This is a genomic window from Anaeromassilibacillus sp. An172, from assembly GCF_002160515.1.
GTDB lineage: Bacteria > Bacillota > Clostridia > Oscillospirales > Acutalibacteraceae > Limousia > Limousia pullorum.
Window position 1 is genome coordinate 1 of sequence record NZ_NFKS01000017.1, and the last position, 16,594, is coordinate 16,594.

At 44.1% G+C, this 16,594-nt stretch carries 16 protein-coding genes; 13 read left to right on the forward strand and 3 right to left on the reverse strand.

The annotated features are described in order from the left end of the window. A partial coding sequence (locus B5F08_RS08635; protein WP_330395813.1) for an RCC1 domain-containing protein occupies nucleotides 1-746 on the forward strand: 746 nt, incomplete at its 5' end. A gap of 404 nt (nucleotides 747-1,150) precedes the next feature. Here B5F08_RS08635 and B5F08_RS08640 read toward each other — a convergent pair. The 3 genes from B5F08_RS08640 to B5F08_RS08650 form a co-directional block, all read right to left on the reverse strand. After that, nucleotides 1,151-2,356, reverse strand: coding sequence for an aspartate kinase (locus tag B5F08_RS08640; RefSeq protein WP_087378359.1), 1,206 nt, complete (start codon nucleotides 2,354-2,356; stop codon nucleotides 1,151-1,153). A 24-nt stretch (nucleotides 2,357-2,380) separates the two neighbouring features. Beyond that, the gene (locus tag B5F08_RS08645) at nucleotides 2,381-3,628 is read right to left on the reverse strand and encodes a homoserine dehydrogenase (RefSeq protein ID WP_087378361.1); all 1,248 of its coding nucleotides are present in this window, start codon (nucleotides 3,626-3,628) and stop codon (nucleotides 2,381-2,383) included. 110 nt (nucleotides 3,629-3,738) lie between these two features. Beyond that, a complete protein-coding gene (locus tag B5F08_RS08650) occupies nucleotides 3,739-6,051 on the reverse strand; it encodes a transglycosylase domain-containing protein (RefSeq protein ID WP_087378363.1) in 2,313 nt (770 codons plus the stop codon). 307 nt (nucleotides 6,052-6,358) lie between these two features. Here B5F08_RS08650 and B5F08_RS08655 point away from each other — a divergent pair, with 307 nt between their 5' ends. The 12 genes from B5F08_RS08655 (at nucleotide 6,359) to B5F08_RS08710 (ending at nucleotide 16,579) form a co-directional block, all read left to right on the forward strand. Continuing rightward, nucleotides 6,359-6,679 carry a hypothetical protein gene (locus tag B5F08_RS08655; protein ID WP_087378365.1) on the forward strand — a complete coding sequence of 107 codons (321 nt, stop codon included), beginning with the start codon at nucleotides 6,359-6,361 and terminating at the stop codon, nucleotides 6,677-6,679. Nucleotides 6,680-7,021: 342 nt separating this feature from the next. Next, nucleotides 7,022-7,981, forward strand: a complete 960-nt coding sequence (locus tag B5F08_RS08660) for a beta-ketoacyl-ACP synthase III (RefSeq protein ID WP_087378367.1) — start codon at nucleotides 7,022-7,024, stop codon at nucleotides 7,979-7,981. 117 nt (nucleotides 7,982-8,098) lie between these two features. Beyond that, the gene (fabK, locus tag B5F08_RS08665; protein WP_087378369.1) at nucleotides 8,099-9,049 is read left to right on the forward strand and encodes an enoyl-[acyl-carrier-protein] reductase FabK; all 951 of its coding nucleotides are present in this window, start codon (nucleotides 8,099-8,101) and stop codon (nucleotides 9,047-9,049) included. Beyond that, the gene (fabD, locus tag B5F08_RS08670; RefSeq protein WP_087378371.1) at nucleotides 9,037-9,939 is read left to right on the forward strand and encodes an ACP S-malonyltransferase; all 903 of its coding nucleotides are present in this window, start codon (nucleotides 9,037-9,039) and stop codon (nucleotides 9,937-9,939) included. The genes fabK and fabD overlap by 13 nt, the downstream gene beginning before the upstream one ends. An 82-nt stretch (nucleotides 9,940-10,021) precedes the next feature. Beyond that, on the forward strand, nucleotides 10,022-10,768 hold the full coding sequence (fabG, locus tag B5F08_RS08675) for a 3-oxoacyl-[acyl-carrier-protein] reductase (RefSeq protein ID WP_087378373.1): 747 nt from the start codon (nucleotides 10,022-10,024) through the stop codon (nucleotides 10,766-10,768). A gap of 33 nt (nucleotides 10,769-10,801) precedes the next feature. Continuing rightward, a complete protein-coding gene (fabF, locus tag B5F08_RS08680) occupies nucleotides 10,802-12,040 on the forward strand; it encodes a beta-ketoacyl-ACP synthase II (RefSeq protein WP_087378375.1) in 1,239 nt (412 codons plus the stop codon). Then, a complete protein-coding gene (gene accB, locus B5F08_RS08685; protein ID WP_204245178.1) occupies nucleotides 12,037-12,510 on the forward strand; it encodes an acetyl-CoA carboxylase biotin carboxyl carrier protein in 474 nt (157 codons plus the stop codon). Before fabF ends, accB begins: the two co-directional genes overlap by 4 nt. Before the next feature lie 47 nt (nucleotides 12,511-12,557). Next, entirely contained in the window at nucleotides 12,558-12,980 is a 423-nt protein-coding gene (locus tag B5F08_RS08690) for a 3-hydroxyacyl-ACP dehydratase FabZ family protein (RefSeq protein WP_087378377.1), read from the forward strand. A gap of 15 nt (nucleotides 12,981-12,995) precedes the next feature. Further along, nucleotides 12,996-14,354 (forward strand): acetyl-CoA carboxylase biotin carboxylase subunit, encoded by a 1,359-nt coding sequence (gene accC, locus B5F08_RS08695; RefSeq protein ID WP_087378378.1) that lies wholly within the window; start codon nucleotides 12,996-12,998, stop codon nucleotides 14,352-14,354. A gap of 3 nt (nucleotides 14,355-14,357) precedes the next feature. Further along, nucleotides 14,358-15,236 carry an acetyl-CoA carboxylase, carboxyltransferase subunit beta gene (gene accD, locus B5F08_RS08700; protein ID WP_087378380.1) on the forward strand — a complete coding sequence of 293 codons (879 nt, stop codon included), beginning with the start codon at nucleotides 14,358-14,360 and terminating at the stop codon, nucleotides 15,234-15,236. Beyond that, nucleotides 15,236-16,024 (forward strand): acetyl-CoA carboxylase carboxyltransferase subunit alpha, encoded by a 789-nt coding sequence (locus tag B5F08_RS08705; RefSeq protein ID WP_087378382.1) that lies wholly within the window; start codon nucleotides 15,236-15,238, stop codon nucleotides 16,022-16,024. The genes accD and B5F08_RS08705 overlap by 1 nt, the downstream gene beginning before the upstream one ends. A gap of 81 nt (nucleotides 16,025-16,105) precedes the next feature. Beyond that, nucleotides 16,106-16,579 (forward strand): hypothetical protein, encoded by a 474-nt coding sequence (locus B5F08_RS08710; protein ID WP_087378384.1) that lies wholly within the window; start codon nucleotides 16,106-16,108, stop codon nucleotides 16,577-16,579. The last annotated feature ends 15 nt before the right edge of the window (nucleotides 16,580-16,594 follow it).

The window sequence follows — 16,594 nt, forward strand, 5'->3', positions numbered from 1 at the left end:
TGGCAGAAGAGTGCGGTATAAGCCAAAAAACCGATGCTGCAAACTGGAAAAATATTGCCGGTATTTCCATAGGGTGGGAACACACAGTGGGACTTAAAAAAGGCGGCACGGTTGTGGCTGTAGGGGCTGATTACGATAAACGCTGTGATGTTGGCGATTGGAAAAATATAAAAGCTGTTGCCGCCGGGTATGATTGTACCGCAGGTCTTAAAGAAGACGGCACGGTTGTGGCAGCAGGCAATAATAATTATTATAAAAGTTATGTGAACTTCTGGAAAAATATTAAGGACATTTCGGCAGGATTTAGGTTTATAGTAGGCGTGAAAAACGACGGCAGTGTTGTGTCTACAGGAAATAACGTCAATGGTCAGTGTGATGTTAGTAAATGGAAAAATATCGTGTCTGCATCGGCAGGCTGGCACCACACAGCAGGATTAAAAAGCGACGGAACAGCTGTTGCTGTAGGAGGAAACACATACGGTCAATGTAATTTAAAGGGCTGGGAAAATATGGTTTCTGTTTCAGCAGGTATGAATCACACAGTTGGACTTAGAAAAGACGGTACTGTAGAAGCTGTGGGGGATAACCACCACGGCCAGTGCGATGTAGAGGACTGGAACGATATAGTGGCTGTTTCCGCAGGCAACAAATATACGTTAGGACTTAAAAGGGACGGAACGGTACTTATAACCAAAAATTTAGATTACGGTCAGAGCGATGTGGAGAAGCTTATGGAGGATTTATAAGGCTTGCAGATAAACTGAGTTCACATTTATAAAAATATGTTTTTGGTCGGTGTATTATTTAACACAATCTCCGTAAAAAGACATATTTTTTATCATTTACCGTTGTGTTACCGGACGGATATACAATCCGCCCCTACGATGTATAGTTCTATAAAAGAAAATAAAGAAACAGCCATGGTTCAAAAATAAAACCATGGCTGTAAATTTATAATTTTAAAATCAAACCCTACCGAGGGCGAACCATTCCAAAGAATAAGAAAAAGGTTTCGCCCGCCTTGAAACGGTGCTGATTTCTTAAAGAAAGTTTTACAAGGCGGAAACAAAAGACTCGCCCGACCTGAAACGGAAGTCAATTTTTATATCCTCCCTTTGCAGGTCGGATATAAAAAAGTCGGATATAAAAATCACTCGAAGAATTTGGAGTGGATGGCTGCAACAGCTGTGTCGGCGTCGTTCTTGTCGATGAGAACGGAAACCTTGATTTCGCTGGTGCTGATCATCTGAATGTTGATGTGTGAGTCATAGAGAGCCTCGAACATCTTGGAAGCAACGCCTGCGTGGCTTTCCATACCTGCGCCTACGATGGAAACCTTTGCAATGTTGTCATCGTAAAGAACTTCCTTAGCGCCGATTACGTTGATGTAGTCCTTGAGGATTGCAACAGCCTCTTCACCCTTTGACTTAGCAACAGTAAAGGAGATGTCCTTTGTATCGTTGCGTCCGATTGACTGGAGGATAATGTCAACGTTTATGTCCTTTGCAGAAAGCTTTGCAAACATCTTGAATGCAAGGCCTGGTCTGTCAGGAATACCTGTTACAGAAATTCTTGCTACATCTGTGTCTTTTGCTACGCCGCTGATTAACATTTTCTCCATTTTTGCATTCTCCTTTACCAATGTACCCGGGGCTTTTGTAAGACTGGAGAGAACCTCGAGTTCAATATTATATTTCTTAGCCATTTCAACTGAACGGTTGTTGAGAACCTGAGCACCAAGTGTAGCGAGCTCAAGCATTTCGTCATAGGAAATTTCTTTAAGCTTAATAGCTTTTTTAACCTTTCTCGGGTCAGCTGTGTAAACGCCTTCAACGTCTGTGTAAATCTGACAAAGGTCAGCGTGAAGAGCTGTAGCGATTGCAACTGCGCTTGTGTCTGAACCGCCTCTGCCGAGAGTGGTTATATCGTCATATCTGTTAAGACCCTGGAAGCCTGCAACGATTACGATGCGTCTCTGGTCAAGTTCTTTTTTAATTCTGTCAGGAACAACTCTCTTAATTCTTGCGCTGGTGTGAGCGGAAGTTGTCTGGAAGCCTGCCTGCCATCCCAAAAGGGAAACAACAGGATAACCCAGCTTTTCAATAGCCATTGCAAGCAAGGAAATTGAAATCTGCTCGCCGGCTGACAAGAGCATGTCTGTTTCTCTTTTTGAAGCGTGGGGATTTATCTCCTTTGCCTTTTCTATAAGGTCGTCTGTTGTGTCGCCCTGTGCCGAAACAACAACTATAACATCGTTTCCTTTGTTATATGTGTCTGTAACGATACCTGCAACATTCATCACACGCTCGGCGTTGGCAACAGAGCTTCCGCCGAATTTCTGGACAATAAGACTCATATTATAGTACTCCTTTTTTGCTTATTATAGATCACCGATTCTCAAAGCTGAGAGGACGCAAACGTCCTTTGCTTCAAGGTCGGAGATTTTATTTTTAATCATGCCGTAAGGCATGGGGTTGGTGATAACAGCGATTTCGCTTTCCTGAGCTTCCTCAAGAACAAGAGGCTCGACATTTCCGTCGAATACTTCTTTTGCAATATCATATGCACAATGTTCGTCTTTGGATTTAAGACGGAGATACATAGCTGTAACTGACTCATCGTAAGGAATAACAAGATCCTCGCCGCCGTCTGTCCAGAAAATTCTCTTTCTGGCTTTTAAGTGCTTGCAGCAGTCCACAATGTCGGCAACCACTGCGCTGGCGGTTGGAAGCTTTCCTGCTCCTCTTCCGTAGAAAACAACGTCTCCTGTGCAGTCGCCTCTTACCATAATTCCGTTGAATACGTCGTCAATATCGGAAAGCTGGCTCTTGTTTGGAACAAACATAGGAGCTACAAAGATATCAAGCTTCTTGTTTTCCAAAAGCTTAACCTGTCCGATAAGCTTTATTACGCCGCCCCATTTTTCTGCATATTTTACGTCCTCGAGGGTTATGGCTGTGATACCCTCTGTGTGAACGTACTGGGGATAAACATGTTTGCCGAAGGCGAGAGAAGCCAAAATACATATTTTGCGGCATGCGTCGTGTCCTTCGATGTCTGCGGCAGGGTTTCTCTCTGCATATCCCAGCTCCTGTGCAAGCTTTAATGCGTCCTCAAACTGCATGCCGTCGTTAATCATCTTTGTGAGGATGTAGTTTGTTGTGCCGTTGAGAATACCTGCAACCTCGTCAACATTGTTAGCCACAAGGCACTGGTCCATAGGTCTGATAATCGGGATACCGCCGCCTACGCTGGCTTCAAAAAGGAAGTTTGCGTTGTTTTCCTTGGCAATAGCCAAAAGCTCTGCGCCGTGTGCGGCAACAAGCTCTTTATTTGATGTGACAACGCTCTTTCCTGCCTCAAGACAACGCTTTACATATTCGTAAGAGGGGTGGACTCCGCCCATAACCTCGGCAACAACCCTTATGTCAACGTCGTTTACTATGGTTTCAAAATCCTTTGTAAATCTGTCGGCAAGTGGGTGGTCCGGAAAATCTCTGAGATCCAATATGTATTTTATGTCGATTTCTTCACCTAAAGCGGTGAAAAGTTTGTTTTTGTGTGTTGTGATAATTTCTGAAACGCCGGAGCCTACGACTCCGTGTCCCATAATTGCGATAGAAATCATATTTGCGCCTCTCTTTCGGTTTTTCTGAAAAGACAAACAGTATTCCGGTGACACCGGTATCCGGATTTAATCTAATATCGGCGTCACCATATTTTAGGTTAAACTGTCAATCAAGTGTGACCGGCATCAGACGAAGATGGTGAGGTCGGTGAAGTGTGATCTTCTGAAGATGAAGGCGGTTCCGTTGGTTCCGTGGTTGGCTCTGTGTTAGAGTTGTGGCCCTCGGTTGTCCGTTCTTCAGTATTGTCGGTTTTGTTTTCATTCTCGGAAGAAGTCGGTTCGGTATTGTGAGCGGTTTCAGAACAATAGGACGGTAAATTATCCTCTGCATAATATCCTATGTCTGTATTGGAACATGAGGATGAAGCCAGAAGTCCGGTGTCTTTGCAATACCTTGCGGAGATAAGTGTATCCGGCAGCTCATAGTTTATGTTTTTCTTGTCTGAAAGGTACTCCGCCATAACCTTTTGGAATATGGTAAGGGAGTTTATAGAGCCGTTTCCTGTGATTGTCTGAGGCTCGTCATAACCTGTCCAAACAGCCAGTGAAGCATAAGGTGAGCATCCGCAGAACCAAGAGTCTTTTCCTGAGTCTGTTGTACCTGTCTTACCGATAATATCCCAGCCGCTTACTCTTGCTCTCCAAGCCTGAGTGTGCTGAGCTGTTGTAACATTGTAGTGAAGAAGTCTGTTCATAATGCCGGCGGTTTCCTCGGAATAAACCTGTACGCCGTCGTTGCTTCTGTTGTCCAAAATAATATTGTCATTCTGGTCTGTAACGTAGTAATAGGTGTAAGGTTCGTAATACTTGCCGCCTGTAATAAGGTAATTGTAAGCGGAAGCCATTTCTCTTACGGTAACGCCTCCGGAAAGACCGCCAAGAGAAAGACCGCCCAGATTTACGCTGTCCTGCTCAGGGTCAAGGTTTTCAAATCCGAAGCCGTTTGTGGCTTTGTCATAGCAGTAAGAAACTCCTGCCAAATCAAGAACTCTTACGGCAACGGCGTTAGATGACCATTCAATGGCGTCGGCTACAGTCATGTAGTCGTTGTAATATCCGTATACGTTGTTTGGTCCTGAGTGCCACTGACCGTTATAATATGCCCATTTGTCATATGGCTGGTCTTCTACCAAGCTTGAATAATTCAGTTTTTCCTGCTCAATAGCCGATGGATAAGGCAAAACCGGCTTTATTGATGAACCGGGCTGCAAAGGTGTGTTTGATCTGTCGAAAAGAAGCTTTCCTTCACGCTCGTCTGAGCTTCCTACTGTTCCGACAATTCTTCCGTCGGATTCAATAAGTGTAAAAGCTGTCTGCAAATCCTCGTCTGAAGCAAAGCTGCTTACGGAAAGAGCAGTATCTTCCATAAACTCCTGCATCTCTATATCCATGGCACAGTATATCTTGAGACCCTCTGTGTAAATTTTCTCCTCGGCTGCATCCTCGGTGATGTTGTATTTCTCTGCAAGGTCTCTGCGCAGATCACGGAACATTACATCTATATACCAGTTCCATTCCTGTGTATCGGTATCATCGTCTTCATCTTCATCTGAATACCGGAAACCTACAAATTCCATATTTTCAGATTCTTCCAAAGCATCGTTATATTCGACTTCGGTAATCTTTCCCTGGTTATACATTTCATATAAAACGTCCTCACGGCGTTCCTTGTTGTTTTCAGGATAAACAAGCGGATTCCACAGAGAAGGGTTTTGGGTTATTCCCGCAATGGCGGCACACTCGGCTATTGAACAATCTGAAATATCCTTGTCAAAATAAAGCTTTGCCGCTGCCTGAACTCCCTGACAGTTGTTTCCGAAGTTTACAACATTTAAGTAAGCCTCAAGGATCTGGTCTTTGTTGTACTCGTCCTCAAGCTTTAAAGCACGGAAAATTTCTCTTATCTTACGTGTAAGGCTAACGTCATTGTCAAGGGTAACATTCTTGATAAGCTGCTGGGTAATGGTGGAGCCGCCGTAGCTGTCCTGACCTGTGAAAAGGTTTAAAACAGCGCCGCCTGTTCTTATCCAGTCAACACCGTTGTGTTCTTTAAAGCGCTTGTCCTCAATTGCAATAATTGCATCTTTCATGGCTTTGGGTATTTCGTCGAAATCAACCCATACACGGTTTTCCGTGTCGTAAAGGGTCTGATATTCCTCAAATTTACCCGTTTCCGGATTTTCGCAGTAAATAAAGCTTGTAAGGTTCAAGGATTTTGCCTCAAGGTCAATTCCCAAAGGTTCGTTGGCTATTCCTATAACATATGAAACAGCGGAAACAGTCAGGATAATACCTGCAAAGATACAAACCATAATCACCGTAACAAGCAGTTTTCTCAGCATTGTAAAAAATGTCTTTACTCCCGATGTTTTTTCAGCGGTCATATTTCCGGAATTGTTCCGGTTCTGTTGGTTCTTTTTCATTTCATGTCCTCCGTATTCCTTTAAGAACAATTCTTGTTATTGTTACGACAGTGTTGCAAGCGCTTGTTTGACATGAGAACGTGTAAAAATTTAATAATATGAAATTTTAAAGGTACGATTATTCAGGGTCGGCAAAAGGCTTTCCGCAGTCTGCATTTGTATACAGCTAATTAGTATTATACCATTTATTCAAAAGGAAATAAATGTTTTTTGAAATTTATATTTTAAATTTTATTTTGTGTTTTGTATCAAAAATTATGTATATTAACGATATTATCTGAAAAAATAACAACGGAGGTGTAAAATAATGAGAAAAATACTGCTTATATCCGCAGCCGCAGTTTTTGTGTGCGCAATTATTTCCATAACTGTGTCAAGCCTGGATAACGGCGCTGACACTGTATTGGCAGAAAAAAGCTACGCTGACGCAGATACAAAGGAGATTTATGTTTTGAAAGAATACAAGGGGCTGGTTGCGGTGTTTAAAGAGGGTGGGGAGGTACCTATAAAAATAACCCAGACAAGAGTTGATACTCTTCCGCCCTATGACGCTCAAAAGCTTACAGAGGGAATAGCCGTTGAGGGTGAGGAAAAGCTTAGGGAAATTCTTATGGATTTTTGCAGCTGAGAACCGGTTTTTTACAATGTACAAAAACAAAGAAAGTATATTTTTTGTTGACAGAAACATTGTCTGGGTGTAAAATTATTATGCCAGAATATACTATTGTGGGTATCTGTGCCCTGGCTTAATAACTGTTGTTTTCAAAGTTTATTAGGACGGGAAAATGTTTTGTGCGTTTTTTCACAAGAAGAGGTTTTTATATATTATTTTAAAGATGTATTTTATTATGTCTTTAAACAAGCGAAAGTTTCTCGGGGAAGATAAAACACAAATGAAAAAGTCATAAATCTTTTATGGCTTTTCAGAAATATTCCCAAAAAATTCCAAAAGAAAACGGAGGTAGAGATAATGAGCTTTTCGATTCTCGGAACCGGCAGAGGGGTTCCGGCTTATGCCATGACCAACGACGAACTGTCCACAATGGTTGACACAAGCGACGAGTGGATTGTTCAGAGAACAGGCATAAAAACGAGACACATCTGTAAAGAAGAAACCATGACGGATATGTGCGTAAAAGCTGCAAAGGAAGCGCTGGAGGACGCCGGTATCACAGCGGAAGACCTTGATCTTATAATCTGCGCAACCTTGAGAGGCGAATATATCACACCGTCACAGGCATGTGTTGTACAGAGAGAGATAGGCGCAAAATGTCCGGCATTTGACGTAAACGCAGCTTGTTCCGGCTTTGTTTACGCATTTGACGTTGCGGACGGATTTTTTGCAAGAAACCGTGTTGAAAAGGTTCTTGTAATCGGATACGACAACCTTTCAAACACAATGGACTGGACAGACCGTTCCACCTGCGTTCTTTTCGGCGACGGCGGCGGCGCAGTTGTTTTAGGAAAGGGCGACGACCTTCTTTCAATCCACATTACAGCAAAGGGTAACCCCGATGTTCTCTATGCTCCAAGGGGAGAGAACCTTTCTCCTTTTGCAAAGGAACAGCGCAAGCCTGCTATTTTTATGAATGGCCACGAGGTGTATAAATTTGCGGTTACATCTTTGGTAAAAGGCGTAAGAAAAGCGGTTAAGGATGCAGGTCTTACAATGGACGATATCGACTATGTAATTCCTCATCAGGCAAATATGAGAATAATCGAAGCTGCGGCGGACAAGCTGGGTATTCCGAGAGAAAAGTACATATGTACTATCGGGGAATACGGCAACACATCAGCCGGCTGTATGCCAATAGCTTTGGACGTAGCAAGAAGAGAAGGCAAGTTCAAAAAGGGCGACATCATTGTGTTCTGCGCTTTTGGAGGAGGACTTACGTCAGGAAGCTGCGTAGTAAGATGGGCTATGGACTGATTGTCTGATAATTAAGATTTTTACCGCATTTACGGAATTATCCGGCGGAAAAATATATTGTCCCAAAATATGCGAAAACAAAAATTAAGTTTTTGTAGGAATGGAGAGTAGTTTATTATGATATCTACAGTTATAAATGAACAGCTGGGAATTAAATATCCAATTTTCCAGGGCGGTATGGCATGGGTTGCCGACGCTTCTCTGGCTGCCGGTGTTTCAAACGCAGGCGGACTTGGAATAATTGCCGCTATGAATTCAAACGGAGAACAGCTCAGAGCTGAAATCAGAAAAGCAAGAGAGCTTACAGACAAGCCTTTCGGCGTAAACATCATGCTTATGAGCCCATTTGTACAGGAAGTAGCTCAGGTAGTAGTAGAAGAGAAAGTTCCGGTTGTTACAACAGGAGCAGGAAACCCGGGTAAATACATGAAAGCATGGAACGAAGCAGGTATCAAGGTTATCCCTGTTGTTCCTTCAACTGCCCTTGCAAAGATGGCAGAGAGAAACGGCGCATTTGCGGTTATCGCAGAGGGCGGCGAAAGCGGCGGCCACGTTGGCGACCTTACCACAATGGCTTTGGTTCCTCAGGTAGTTGACGCAGTTTCAATCCCTGTAATCGCAGCAGGCGGTATTGCAGACGGCAGACAGGTTGCAGCTGCATTTATGCTGGGTGCAGTAGGTATTCAGGTTGGAACAAGATTTTTGGTTGCAGAGGAATGTACAATTTCTCAGGAGTACAAAAACAAAATCTTAAAGGCTAAGGACATAGACACAGTTGTTACAGGTAAAAGACTCGGTCACCCTGTACGTTCAATTAAGAACTCATTTACAAGAGAGTATACAAAGGCTGAGTACGACAGCAGCAACGTTTCTGACGAAGAGCTTGAAAAGATGGGCTTGGGCGTTTTGAGAATGGCTGCAAGAGAAGGCGAAGTTTCCAAGGGCTGCGTATTGGCAGGTCAGGTTGCTTCAATGGTTAAGAAAGAACAGCCTGCAAAGGAAATCATAGAGGAGCTCTTTGAGGGCGCAGAAAAAGTATTGGGCGGTGCAATGAAATGGGTAAAATAGCATTTGTTTTTTCAGGACAGGGAGCCCAGTACACAGGAATGGGCAAGGAGCTTTACGAGTGCTCACCGGCAGCAAAAGCCGTTTTTGATATGGCAGATTCCATAAGACCGGGAACATCAGAGCAGTGCTTTACAGCAGACGCTCAGACACTGGCGGTAACAGCAAACACACAGCCCTGCGTTTTCGCCTGCGATTTGGCAGCAGCCTGCGCAGTTGAGGAAAAGGGCATAAAGCCTGACTACATATCAGGTTTCTCACTGGGAGAAATCGCCGCACTGGGATATTCAGGAATGCTTTCATATGAAGAGGCTTTCAAGCTTGTATGCAAGAGAGCAGAGCTTATGGACAAGGCTGCAAAGGAAAACAAGGGCGCAATGGCTGCGGTTATGAAGCTTTCTCCTGAAAAGGTAGAGGAGATTTGCGCAAAGTTTGAAAAAGCATGGCCTGTAAACTACAACAGCCCTGCACAGATAGTTGTTGCCGCATCCGAAGAGGATATAGACCCTCTCTGCGACGAGGTAAAGGCTCAGAAGGGCAGAGCAAAGAAGCTTGCAGTAAGCGGAGCTTTCCACTCACCGTTTATGCACGACGCAGCGGTTGGCCTTGCAGAATATATGGAGAACATTGAATTTGCAGAGCCTAAGGTTCCTGTTTACGCAAACGTAACAGCACAGCCTTACGAGGGCGAATACAAGAAGCTTACAGCGGCTCAGGTTGAAAGTCCTGTTAAGTGGATTTCAATAGTTGAAAACATGATTGCAAACGGAGTTGATACCTTTATCGAAGTGGGTGTAGGCAAAACACTTTCAGGCCTTATCGGAAAGATAAATCCGGATGTAAAGGTTTATAAGGTTGAAAACAAGGCAGATTTGGACAATCTTGCAATCTAATCCCATGACAGAAATTTCTGTCTGAGATTGTTTATATATAAAAAGTATTATTAAGGATTAAAAGAAAAAGGAGAATAGAGATATGCTTAATTTGAAAGGCAAAACAGCGGTTGTAACAGGCGGTTCAAGAGGAATCGGCGAGGCTATTGCGGTAAAGCTTGCAGGACTTGGCGCAGATATCGCTATAGTTTATGTAGGCAGTGAGGAAGAAGCTCAGAATGCCAAGGCAAAGGTTTTGGAGCAGGGCGTTAAGGTAGAGCTTTACTACTGCGATGTTTCCGATTTTGCAGCAAGCGAGGAAACCGTAAAGAAAATCATTGAAGATTTCGGCGGCATTGACATTCTTGTAAACAATGCAGGTATTGTAAGAGACTGCCTTGTGCTTTCAATGAAAGAGTCAGATTTTGACAGCGTTATCAATGTAAACCTCAAGGGCGCTTTCAACATGATAAAGCACACATATTCTCACTTTATGAGAAAGAGAAAGGGAAGAATCATCAGCATTTCTTCCGTAGTAGGACTTAACGGCAACGCAGGACAGGCTAACTATTCCGCTTCAAAGGCTGGAATTGTAGGCATGACCAAGTCAGTTGCAAAGGAGCTTGCAGGCAGAGGCGTTACCTGCAACGCTATTGCTCCGGGATATATTGAAACAGACATGACAAATGCTTTGAGCGATAAGGTTAAAGAGCAGGTTGCAGCTTCAATTCCAATGAAGAAGCGTGGCAAGCCGGAGGATATCGCAAATGCAGTTGCATTTTTGGCTTCCGATGAGGCTTCATACATCACAGGTGAGGTTCTCAGAGTAGACGGCGGTATGGCAATGTAATTCAGCATAGTAAAAAAAGTAAGGAGTGTGCATATGAGAAGAGTAGTAGTCACAGGTTTGGGTGCAGTAACACCGGTTGGAAACGACGTAGAAACCATGTGGAATTCCCTGATTAACGGTATCAGCGGAGTAGATGTAATCACAAATTTTGATACTTCCGACCTTAAAGTAAAGATTGCCGCTCAGGTTAAAGACTTCGATGCGACAAAGTACATAGAGAAAAAAGAAATAAGAAAAACAGACCTTTATACCCAGTATGCAGTTGCAGCAGCTCAGCAGGCTATTGACGACAGCGGCATTATGGGAGCAATAGCAGAGGACAGATTCGGCGTTTATGTAGGCGCAGGAATCGGCGGTATGCACGCATTTACAGACAACGTGCTTGCAATGGATAAGGGCGGCGCAAGAAAGGTTTCCCCTTACTTCGTACCAATGATGATTGCAAATATCGCAGCAGGTACAGTTGCTATTAGATTTAAGGCAAAGGGCGTTTGCGTTCCGATAGTTACAGCCTGCGCAACAGGTTCTCACTCTATCGGCGAGGCTTTCCACGCAATCAAAAACGGCTATGCAGACGCAATTATCGCAGGCGGCGCAGAGGCTGCTGTTACTCCTCTTTCAATCGCAGGATTCAGCAACTGCAAGGCACTGACCACAAATCCTGACCCAAAAACAGCTTCTGTTCCTTTTGACAAGAGAAGAGACGGCTTTGTAATAGGCGAGGGCGCAGGCATTCTCATCCTTGAGGAGTACGAGCACGCAAAGGCAAGAGGCGCAAAGATTTATGCAGAAATCTGCGGCTACGGCAATACCTGCGACGCTCACCACATCACAGCTCCCGACCCGGAGGCAGAGGGCCCTTCAAGAGCTATAAAGCTTGCTTTCGAGGAAGCTCAGGTTACCGACAGCGATGTTATTTACATCAACGCTCATGGTACAAGCACACCGCTCAATGATAAGACAGAAACAAAGGCAATTAAGCTTGCATTGGGCGAGGAGAGAGCAAGAGAAATCAATATCAGTTCCACAAAATCCATGACAGGTCATATGCTTGGAGCTGCCGGCGGTGTTGAAGGCGTTGTTGCAGCATTGGCAATTAAAGAGGGAATTATTCCTCCAACAATCGGCTATGAAGTTCCGGACGAGGAATGTGACCTGAACTACACACCAAACAAGGCAGAGAAAAAAGATATCACAGTTGCGGCTTCCACAAGCCTTGGCTTCGGCGGTCACAATGCATGTATCGTATTCAGAAAGGTGGAGGAACAATGATGTATACAATCGACGAAATTAAGGAAATAATCAACGCTTTGGATAATTCTTCCGTAACAGAAGTTGAGCTTACCTGCGGAAACGGCGAGAAAATAAAGCTTAAAAAGAAAAGTGAAGTTAAGGTAGTTGCAGCAGAGCCTATAGAGGTTCCTGCCGCTCCTATGGTTATTCCGGCTGCTCCTGCGGCTCCTACAGCTCCTGCTGTACCTGCTGCTGAGGCTGCTCCTGTTGCTGAGGGCAAGGAAATCAAGTCCCCGATGGTAGGCGTATTCTATGCAGCAGCTTCCCCTGACAGCGACCCATATGTTCAGGTTGGTCAGGCAGTTAAGAAGGGCGACACACTCTGCATTATCGAAGCTATGAAGCTTATGAATGAGATTAACGCAGAGGAAAGCGGAGTTATCACAGAAATCTGTGTTAAAAACGGTGACCTGGTTCAGTTTGGTCAGCCTTTGTTCAAAATTAAATAATAAACCTCAGGTGTAGAGGATAAGTATAAAGAAGGGGGCAGAAAGCCATGAATCAGGAAGAAATTAAGAAGATTATACCCCACAGAGATAACATGCTTCTTGTAGAAGAGGCTGAAGTTATAGACGAGAAAACCTCAAAGGGAAAAATCACCATTAAAGGCGACGAGTTTTTCCTTAGAGGTCACTTCCCCGGAAATCCGGTAGTGCCGGGAGTTATTCTCTGCGAAATGATGGCACAGGCAAGCTGTGTGCTCCTTGCCGGAAAAGCAGAAAACTGCACACCGTATTTCACAAAGATGAACAACGTAAAATTTAAAAATAAGGTTCTTCCGGGAGATACTCTGGAGAGCGTTTGCGAGCTTGTAAAAAGCAGAGGTCCTTTCTATTTTGTAAATACAAAGGGTTATGTTAACGGCAAGCTTTGTGTTGAAGCAGAGCTGTCATTTGCCCTTATTAAAAATGAAGAGTAATGGAAGTGAGTAAAGTTGTTTTCTAAGATACTTATTGCAAACCGTGGCGAAATAGCGGTAAGAATTATCAGAGCCTGCCGTGAAATGGGCATAAGTACAGTGGCAATCTATTCAGAAGCAGACAAGGACGCTCTTCATGTTGAACTTGCTGACGAAAGCTACTGCGTAGGAGGCCCTCTTGTTACAGACAGCTACCTTAACATGGCGGCTATTCTCACTGTTGCCATTGAAACAGGCGCTCAGGCTATTCACCCCGGCTACGGACTTTTATCAGAAAATGCAAAATTTGTTTCCCTGTGCGAACAGTGCAACATAGAATTTATAGGCCCTTCCTCCCGGATGATTTCCCTTTTGGGAGACAAGGACATGGCAAGAAAGACAATGCGTAACGCCGGAGTTCCTGTAACTCCCGGCTGTGACGTATGCGAAAGCCTTGAGCAGGCAAGAGAAGAAGCCGAAAGAATCGGTTTCCCTCTCCTTATAAAGGCAAGATCAGGCGGCGGCGGACGTGGTATCAGACGTGTTGACTCAATGGACGAGTTCGATAACGCTTACAATTCCGCCCAGAGCGAGGCTGCCAGCGCATTCGGCGACGGCGCAGTTTATATTGAAAAGTTTTTGCATCCTGTTAAGCATATCGAAATGCAGATTCTCTGTGACAAGTACGGCAATGTTCTCTGCCTCGGAGAAAGAGAATGTTCCGTTCAGAGAAAGAACCAGAAGCTTATTGAGGAAAGTCCAAGCCCTGCAATTACAGATGAAATCCGCAAGGGCATGATGGAAGCTTCCGTAAAGGCTGCAAAGGCTGTTGACTATGTAAACGCCGGAACAGTTGAGTTCCTTTTGGATAAGGACAACAACTTCTACTTTATGGAGATGAACACAAGACTCCAGGTTGAACACGGCGTTACAGAGATGGTAACAGGCATGGATATCGTTCAGTGGCAGATAAGAATTGCCGCAGGCGCAGAGCTTAACAAAAAGCAGAGCGAGGTATTTATCCACGGCCACGCCATCGAGTGCAGAATAAATGCTGAAAATCCTGACGAGAACTACCGTCCAAGCTGCGGAACAATTCAGAGACTTCATGTTCCCGGCGGTTCTTTCGTAAGATTTGACACAGCTATATATCAGGACTACACAATTCCTCCTTTCTATGATTCAATGGTTGGAAAGCTCATTGTTCAGGCAAGAACAAGAGAGCATGCCATAAGAAAAATGAAGATGGCTCTTTCTGAATTGAATGTAATAGGAATTGACCATAATAGGGATTTGCAGATTGAAATTTTAAGCGACCCGAGATTTTTGGACGGAAGCTATACAACTGATTTTATGATAGATTTTGAAGAAAAGAAAAAAGCGAGGAAGAAATAAGGCATGGATTTGTTTACTTTTTTAAAGCCAAAAAACGAGCTTGAAGGCGCTTCTGCCGATACCGAGCTTAACCGCCCCTTTGTGCCTGACTCAATGTGGGTCAAGTGTCCCGGATGCGGAGCCATGCTTCTTATGTCGGACATCGAAGAAAACGATAAAATCTGCACAAAATGCGGTTACCATTTCCGTCTTACCGCCAGAGAGAGAATAGCTCTCCTTGCGGATAAGGACAGCTTTAAGGAATTTGACGCAGACCTGAAAAGCAAAAATATAATTGATTTCCCGGACTACAACAGAAAGCTCAAAAGCGCAAAGCTTAAAAGCGGCGAAAACGAGTCTGTTGTAACAGGAAGATGCACAATGGGCGGCTATGATACCGTTCTGTGCGTTATGGAGCCGGGCTTTATGATGGGCAGTATGGGAACCGTCACCGGCGAAAAAATTACAAGAGCTTTTGAGTATGCCACAGAAAATATGCTTCCGGTTGTTGTATGCACAGTTTCCGGCGGCGCAAGAATGCACGAGGGTATCATGTCCCTTATGCAGATGGCAAAGACCTCGGGAGCTGTAAAGCGTCACAGCGACGCAGGACTTTTGTACATAACAGTTCTTACAGACCCTACAACCGGCGGTGTTACAGCATCTTTTGCAATGGAGGGAGATATTATCCTTTCCGAGCCTAACGCTCTTATCGCCTTTGCAGGCCCGAGAGTTATCGAGCAGACTATAAGACAGAAGCTTCCAAAGGGCTTCCAGACCTCAGAGTTTGTTCTGGAAAAGGGCTTTATTGATGCGGTTGTAAACAGAAAAGACCTTAAGGTTACTTTGGTAAGACTTTTGGGACTTCATAGTACAAACAAAGCAGGGGAGGTGGAGAACTGATGTCAGCATTTGATAAAGTAATGGCGGCAAGAGACGCCAAAAAGCCTACTACGGTAGATTTTATTGAGAATATGTTCGGCGACAGCTTCTTTGAACTCCACGGCGACAGAAGATTCGGCGACGACAAGGCGGTTATCGGCGGACTTGCAAGCCTTAACGGTATGCCTGTAACAGTAATCGGACTTGAAAAGGGCAGAAACACAAAGGAACGTATGGAGAGAAACTTCGGTTCAGCTCATCCTGAGGGCTATAGAAAAGCTCTCCGCCTTATGAAGCAGGCGGAAAAGTTCCACAGACCTGTACTTTGCTTTGTTGATACCAGCGGCGCATTCTGCGGAATCGGCGCTGAGGAAAGAGGTCAGGGACAGGCTATTGCCGAAAACATAATGGAAATGATGACTTTGAAAACCCCTGTTCTCTCAATTCTCATAGGCGAAGGCGGAAGCGGCGGCGCTTTGGCTTTGGCTGTTGCAGATGAGGTTTGGATGCTGGAAAATTCAGTTTATTCAGTAATTTCTCCTGAGGGCTGCGCAAGTATTCTCTGGAAAGACGAAAGCCGTGCAGCAGACGCCGCACAGTGCCTGAAGCTTACAGCACAGGATTTGTTCAAGCTTGGTGTTATCGAGAGAATTTTAAGAGAACCAAAGGTTGAGGACAAGAAGATTTTTGAAAGCCTTAAAATGCTCATTGCAAGAACCTTTGAAAAAAATCTTGCAATGCCTGTTGAAGAGCTTTTGGAGGCAAGATATAACCGATTCAGAAAAATCGGCGATTGCACTGACCTGTAATTTATAAAATATAAAAACATAAAAGGAGAGATGCGCTTGTATCTCTCCTTTCGCTTATATAGGTTAAAAACAGGAGGTTTTATGAAGAGGGTTATTGTTAAATCTGTTTATGATGCCTTTGAGTATGTTATGCAGCACTACTACCCGGCAGGGTTTAAAGAGTTTGCGGAAAAGTCCGACGCCTATGCTGTTATTTCAATTCAGGACACACATACAAAGGGTTTCGGTTTCACTTTTTCGGAAAATCAGTTCTGCAAAGGTGTCCTTACTTTGTATTTTGACGATATTGTAAAAGAGGTTGAGGGTGCAGTTTTGTTTAATGAGGAAATGGCTGAAAAAATCATCGCTTTTATTGAGGAACATAAAAAGGAAGAAACTCTCCTTGTGCATTGCTACGGAGGCCAGTCCCGCTCAAGGGCGGTGGGAGCTTTTGCGGTGAAAATGCTGGGCGGAGATAATTCCCATTATTTAAAAACAGGAGTGCCAAACATGCACGTTTACGACACTTTAATAAAAGCTTACAGTGAAAAAAGGCAAAAAGAAACCGTGGTTTGAAGCCACGGTTTTGTT

Excerpts from the sequence above, each read along its gene's own strand:
- B5F08_RS08640 (WP_087378359.1), bottom strand. The coding sequence starts at position 2,356 with ATGAGTCTTATTGTCCAGAAATTCGGCGGAAGCTCTGTTGCCAACGCC.
- B5F08_RS08645 (WP_087378361.1), bottom strand. The coding sequence starts at position 3,628 with ATGATTTCTATCGCAATTATGGGACACGGAGTCGTAGGCTCCGGCGTT.
- B5F08_RS08650 (WP_087378363.1), bottom strand. The coding sequence starts at position 6,051 with ATGAAAAAGAACCAACAGAACCGGAACAATTCCGGAAATATGACCGCT.
- B5F08_RS08655 (WP_087378365.1), top strand. The coding sequence starts at position 6,359 with ATGAGAAAAATACTGCTTATATCCGCAGCCGCAGTTTTTGTGTGCGCA.
- B5F08_RS08660 (WP_087378367.1), top strand. The coding sequence starts at position 7,022 with ATGAGCTTTTCGATTCTCGGAACCGGCAGAGGGGTTCCGGCTTATGCC.
- fabK (WP_087378369.1), top strand. The coding sequence starts at position 8,099 with ATGATATCTACAGTTATAAATGAACAGCTGGGAATTAAATATCCAATT.
- fabD (WP_087378371.1), top strand. The coding sequence starts at position 9,037 with ATGGGTAAAATAGCATTTGTTTTTTCAGGACAGGGAGCCCAGTACACA.
- fabG (WP_087378373.1), top strand. The coding sequence starts at position 10,022 with ATGCTTAATTTGAAAGGCAAAACAGCGGTTGTAACAGGCGGTTCAAGA.
- fabF (WP_087378375.1), top strand. The coding sequence starts at position 10,802 with ATGAGAAGAGTAGTAGTCACAGGTTTGGGTGCAGTAACACCGGTTGGA.
- accB (WP_204245178.1), top strand. The coding sequence starts at position 12,037 with ATGATGTATACAATCGACGAAATTAAGGAAATAATCAACGCTTTGGAT.
- B5F08_RS08690 (WP_087378377.1), top strand. The coding sequence starts at position 12,558 with ATGAATCAGGAAGAAATTAAGAAGATTATACCCCACAGAGATAACATG.
- accD (WP_087378380.1), top strand. The coding sequence starts at position 14,358 with ATGGATTTGTTTACTTTTTTAAAGCCAAAAAACGAGCTTGAAGGCGCT.
- B5F08_RS08705 (WP_087378382.1), top strand. The coding sequence starts at position 15,236 with ATGTCAGCATTTGATAAAGTAATGGCGGCAAGAGACGCCAAAAAGCCT.
- B5F08_RS08710 (WP_087378384.1), top strand. The coding sequence starts at position 16,106 with ATGAAGAGGGTTATTGTTAAATCTGTTTATGATGCCTTTGAGTATGTT.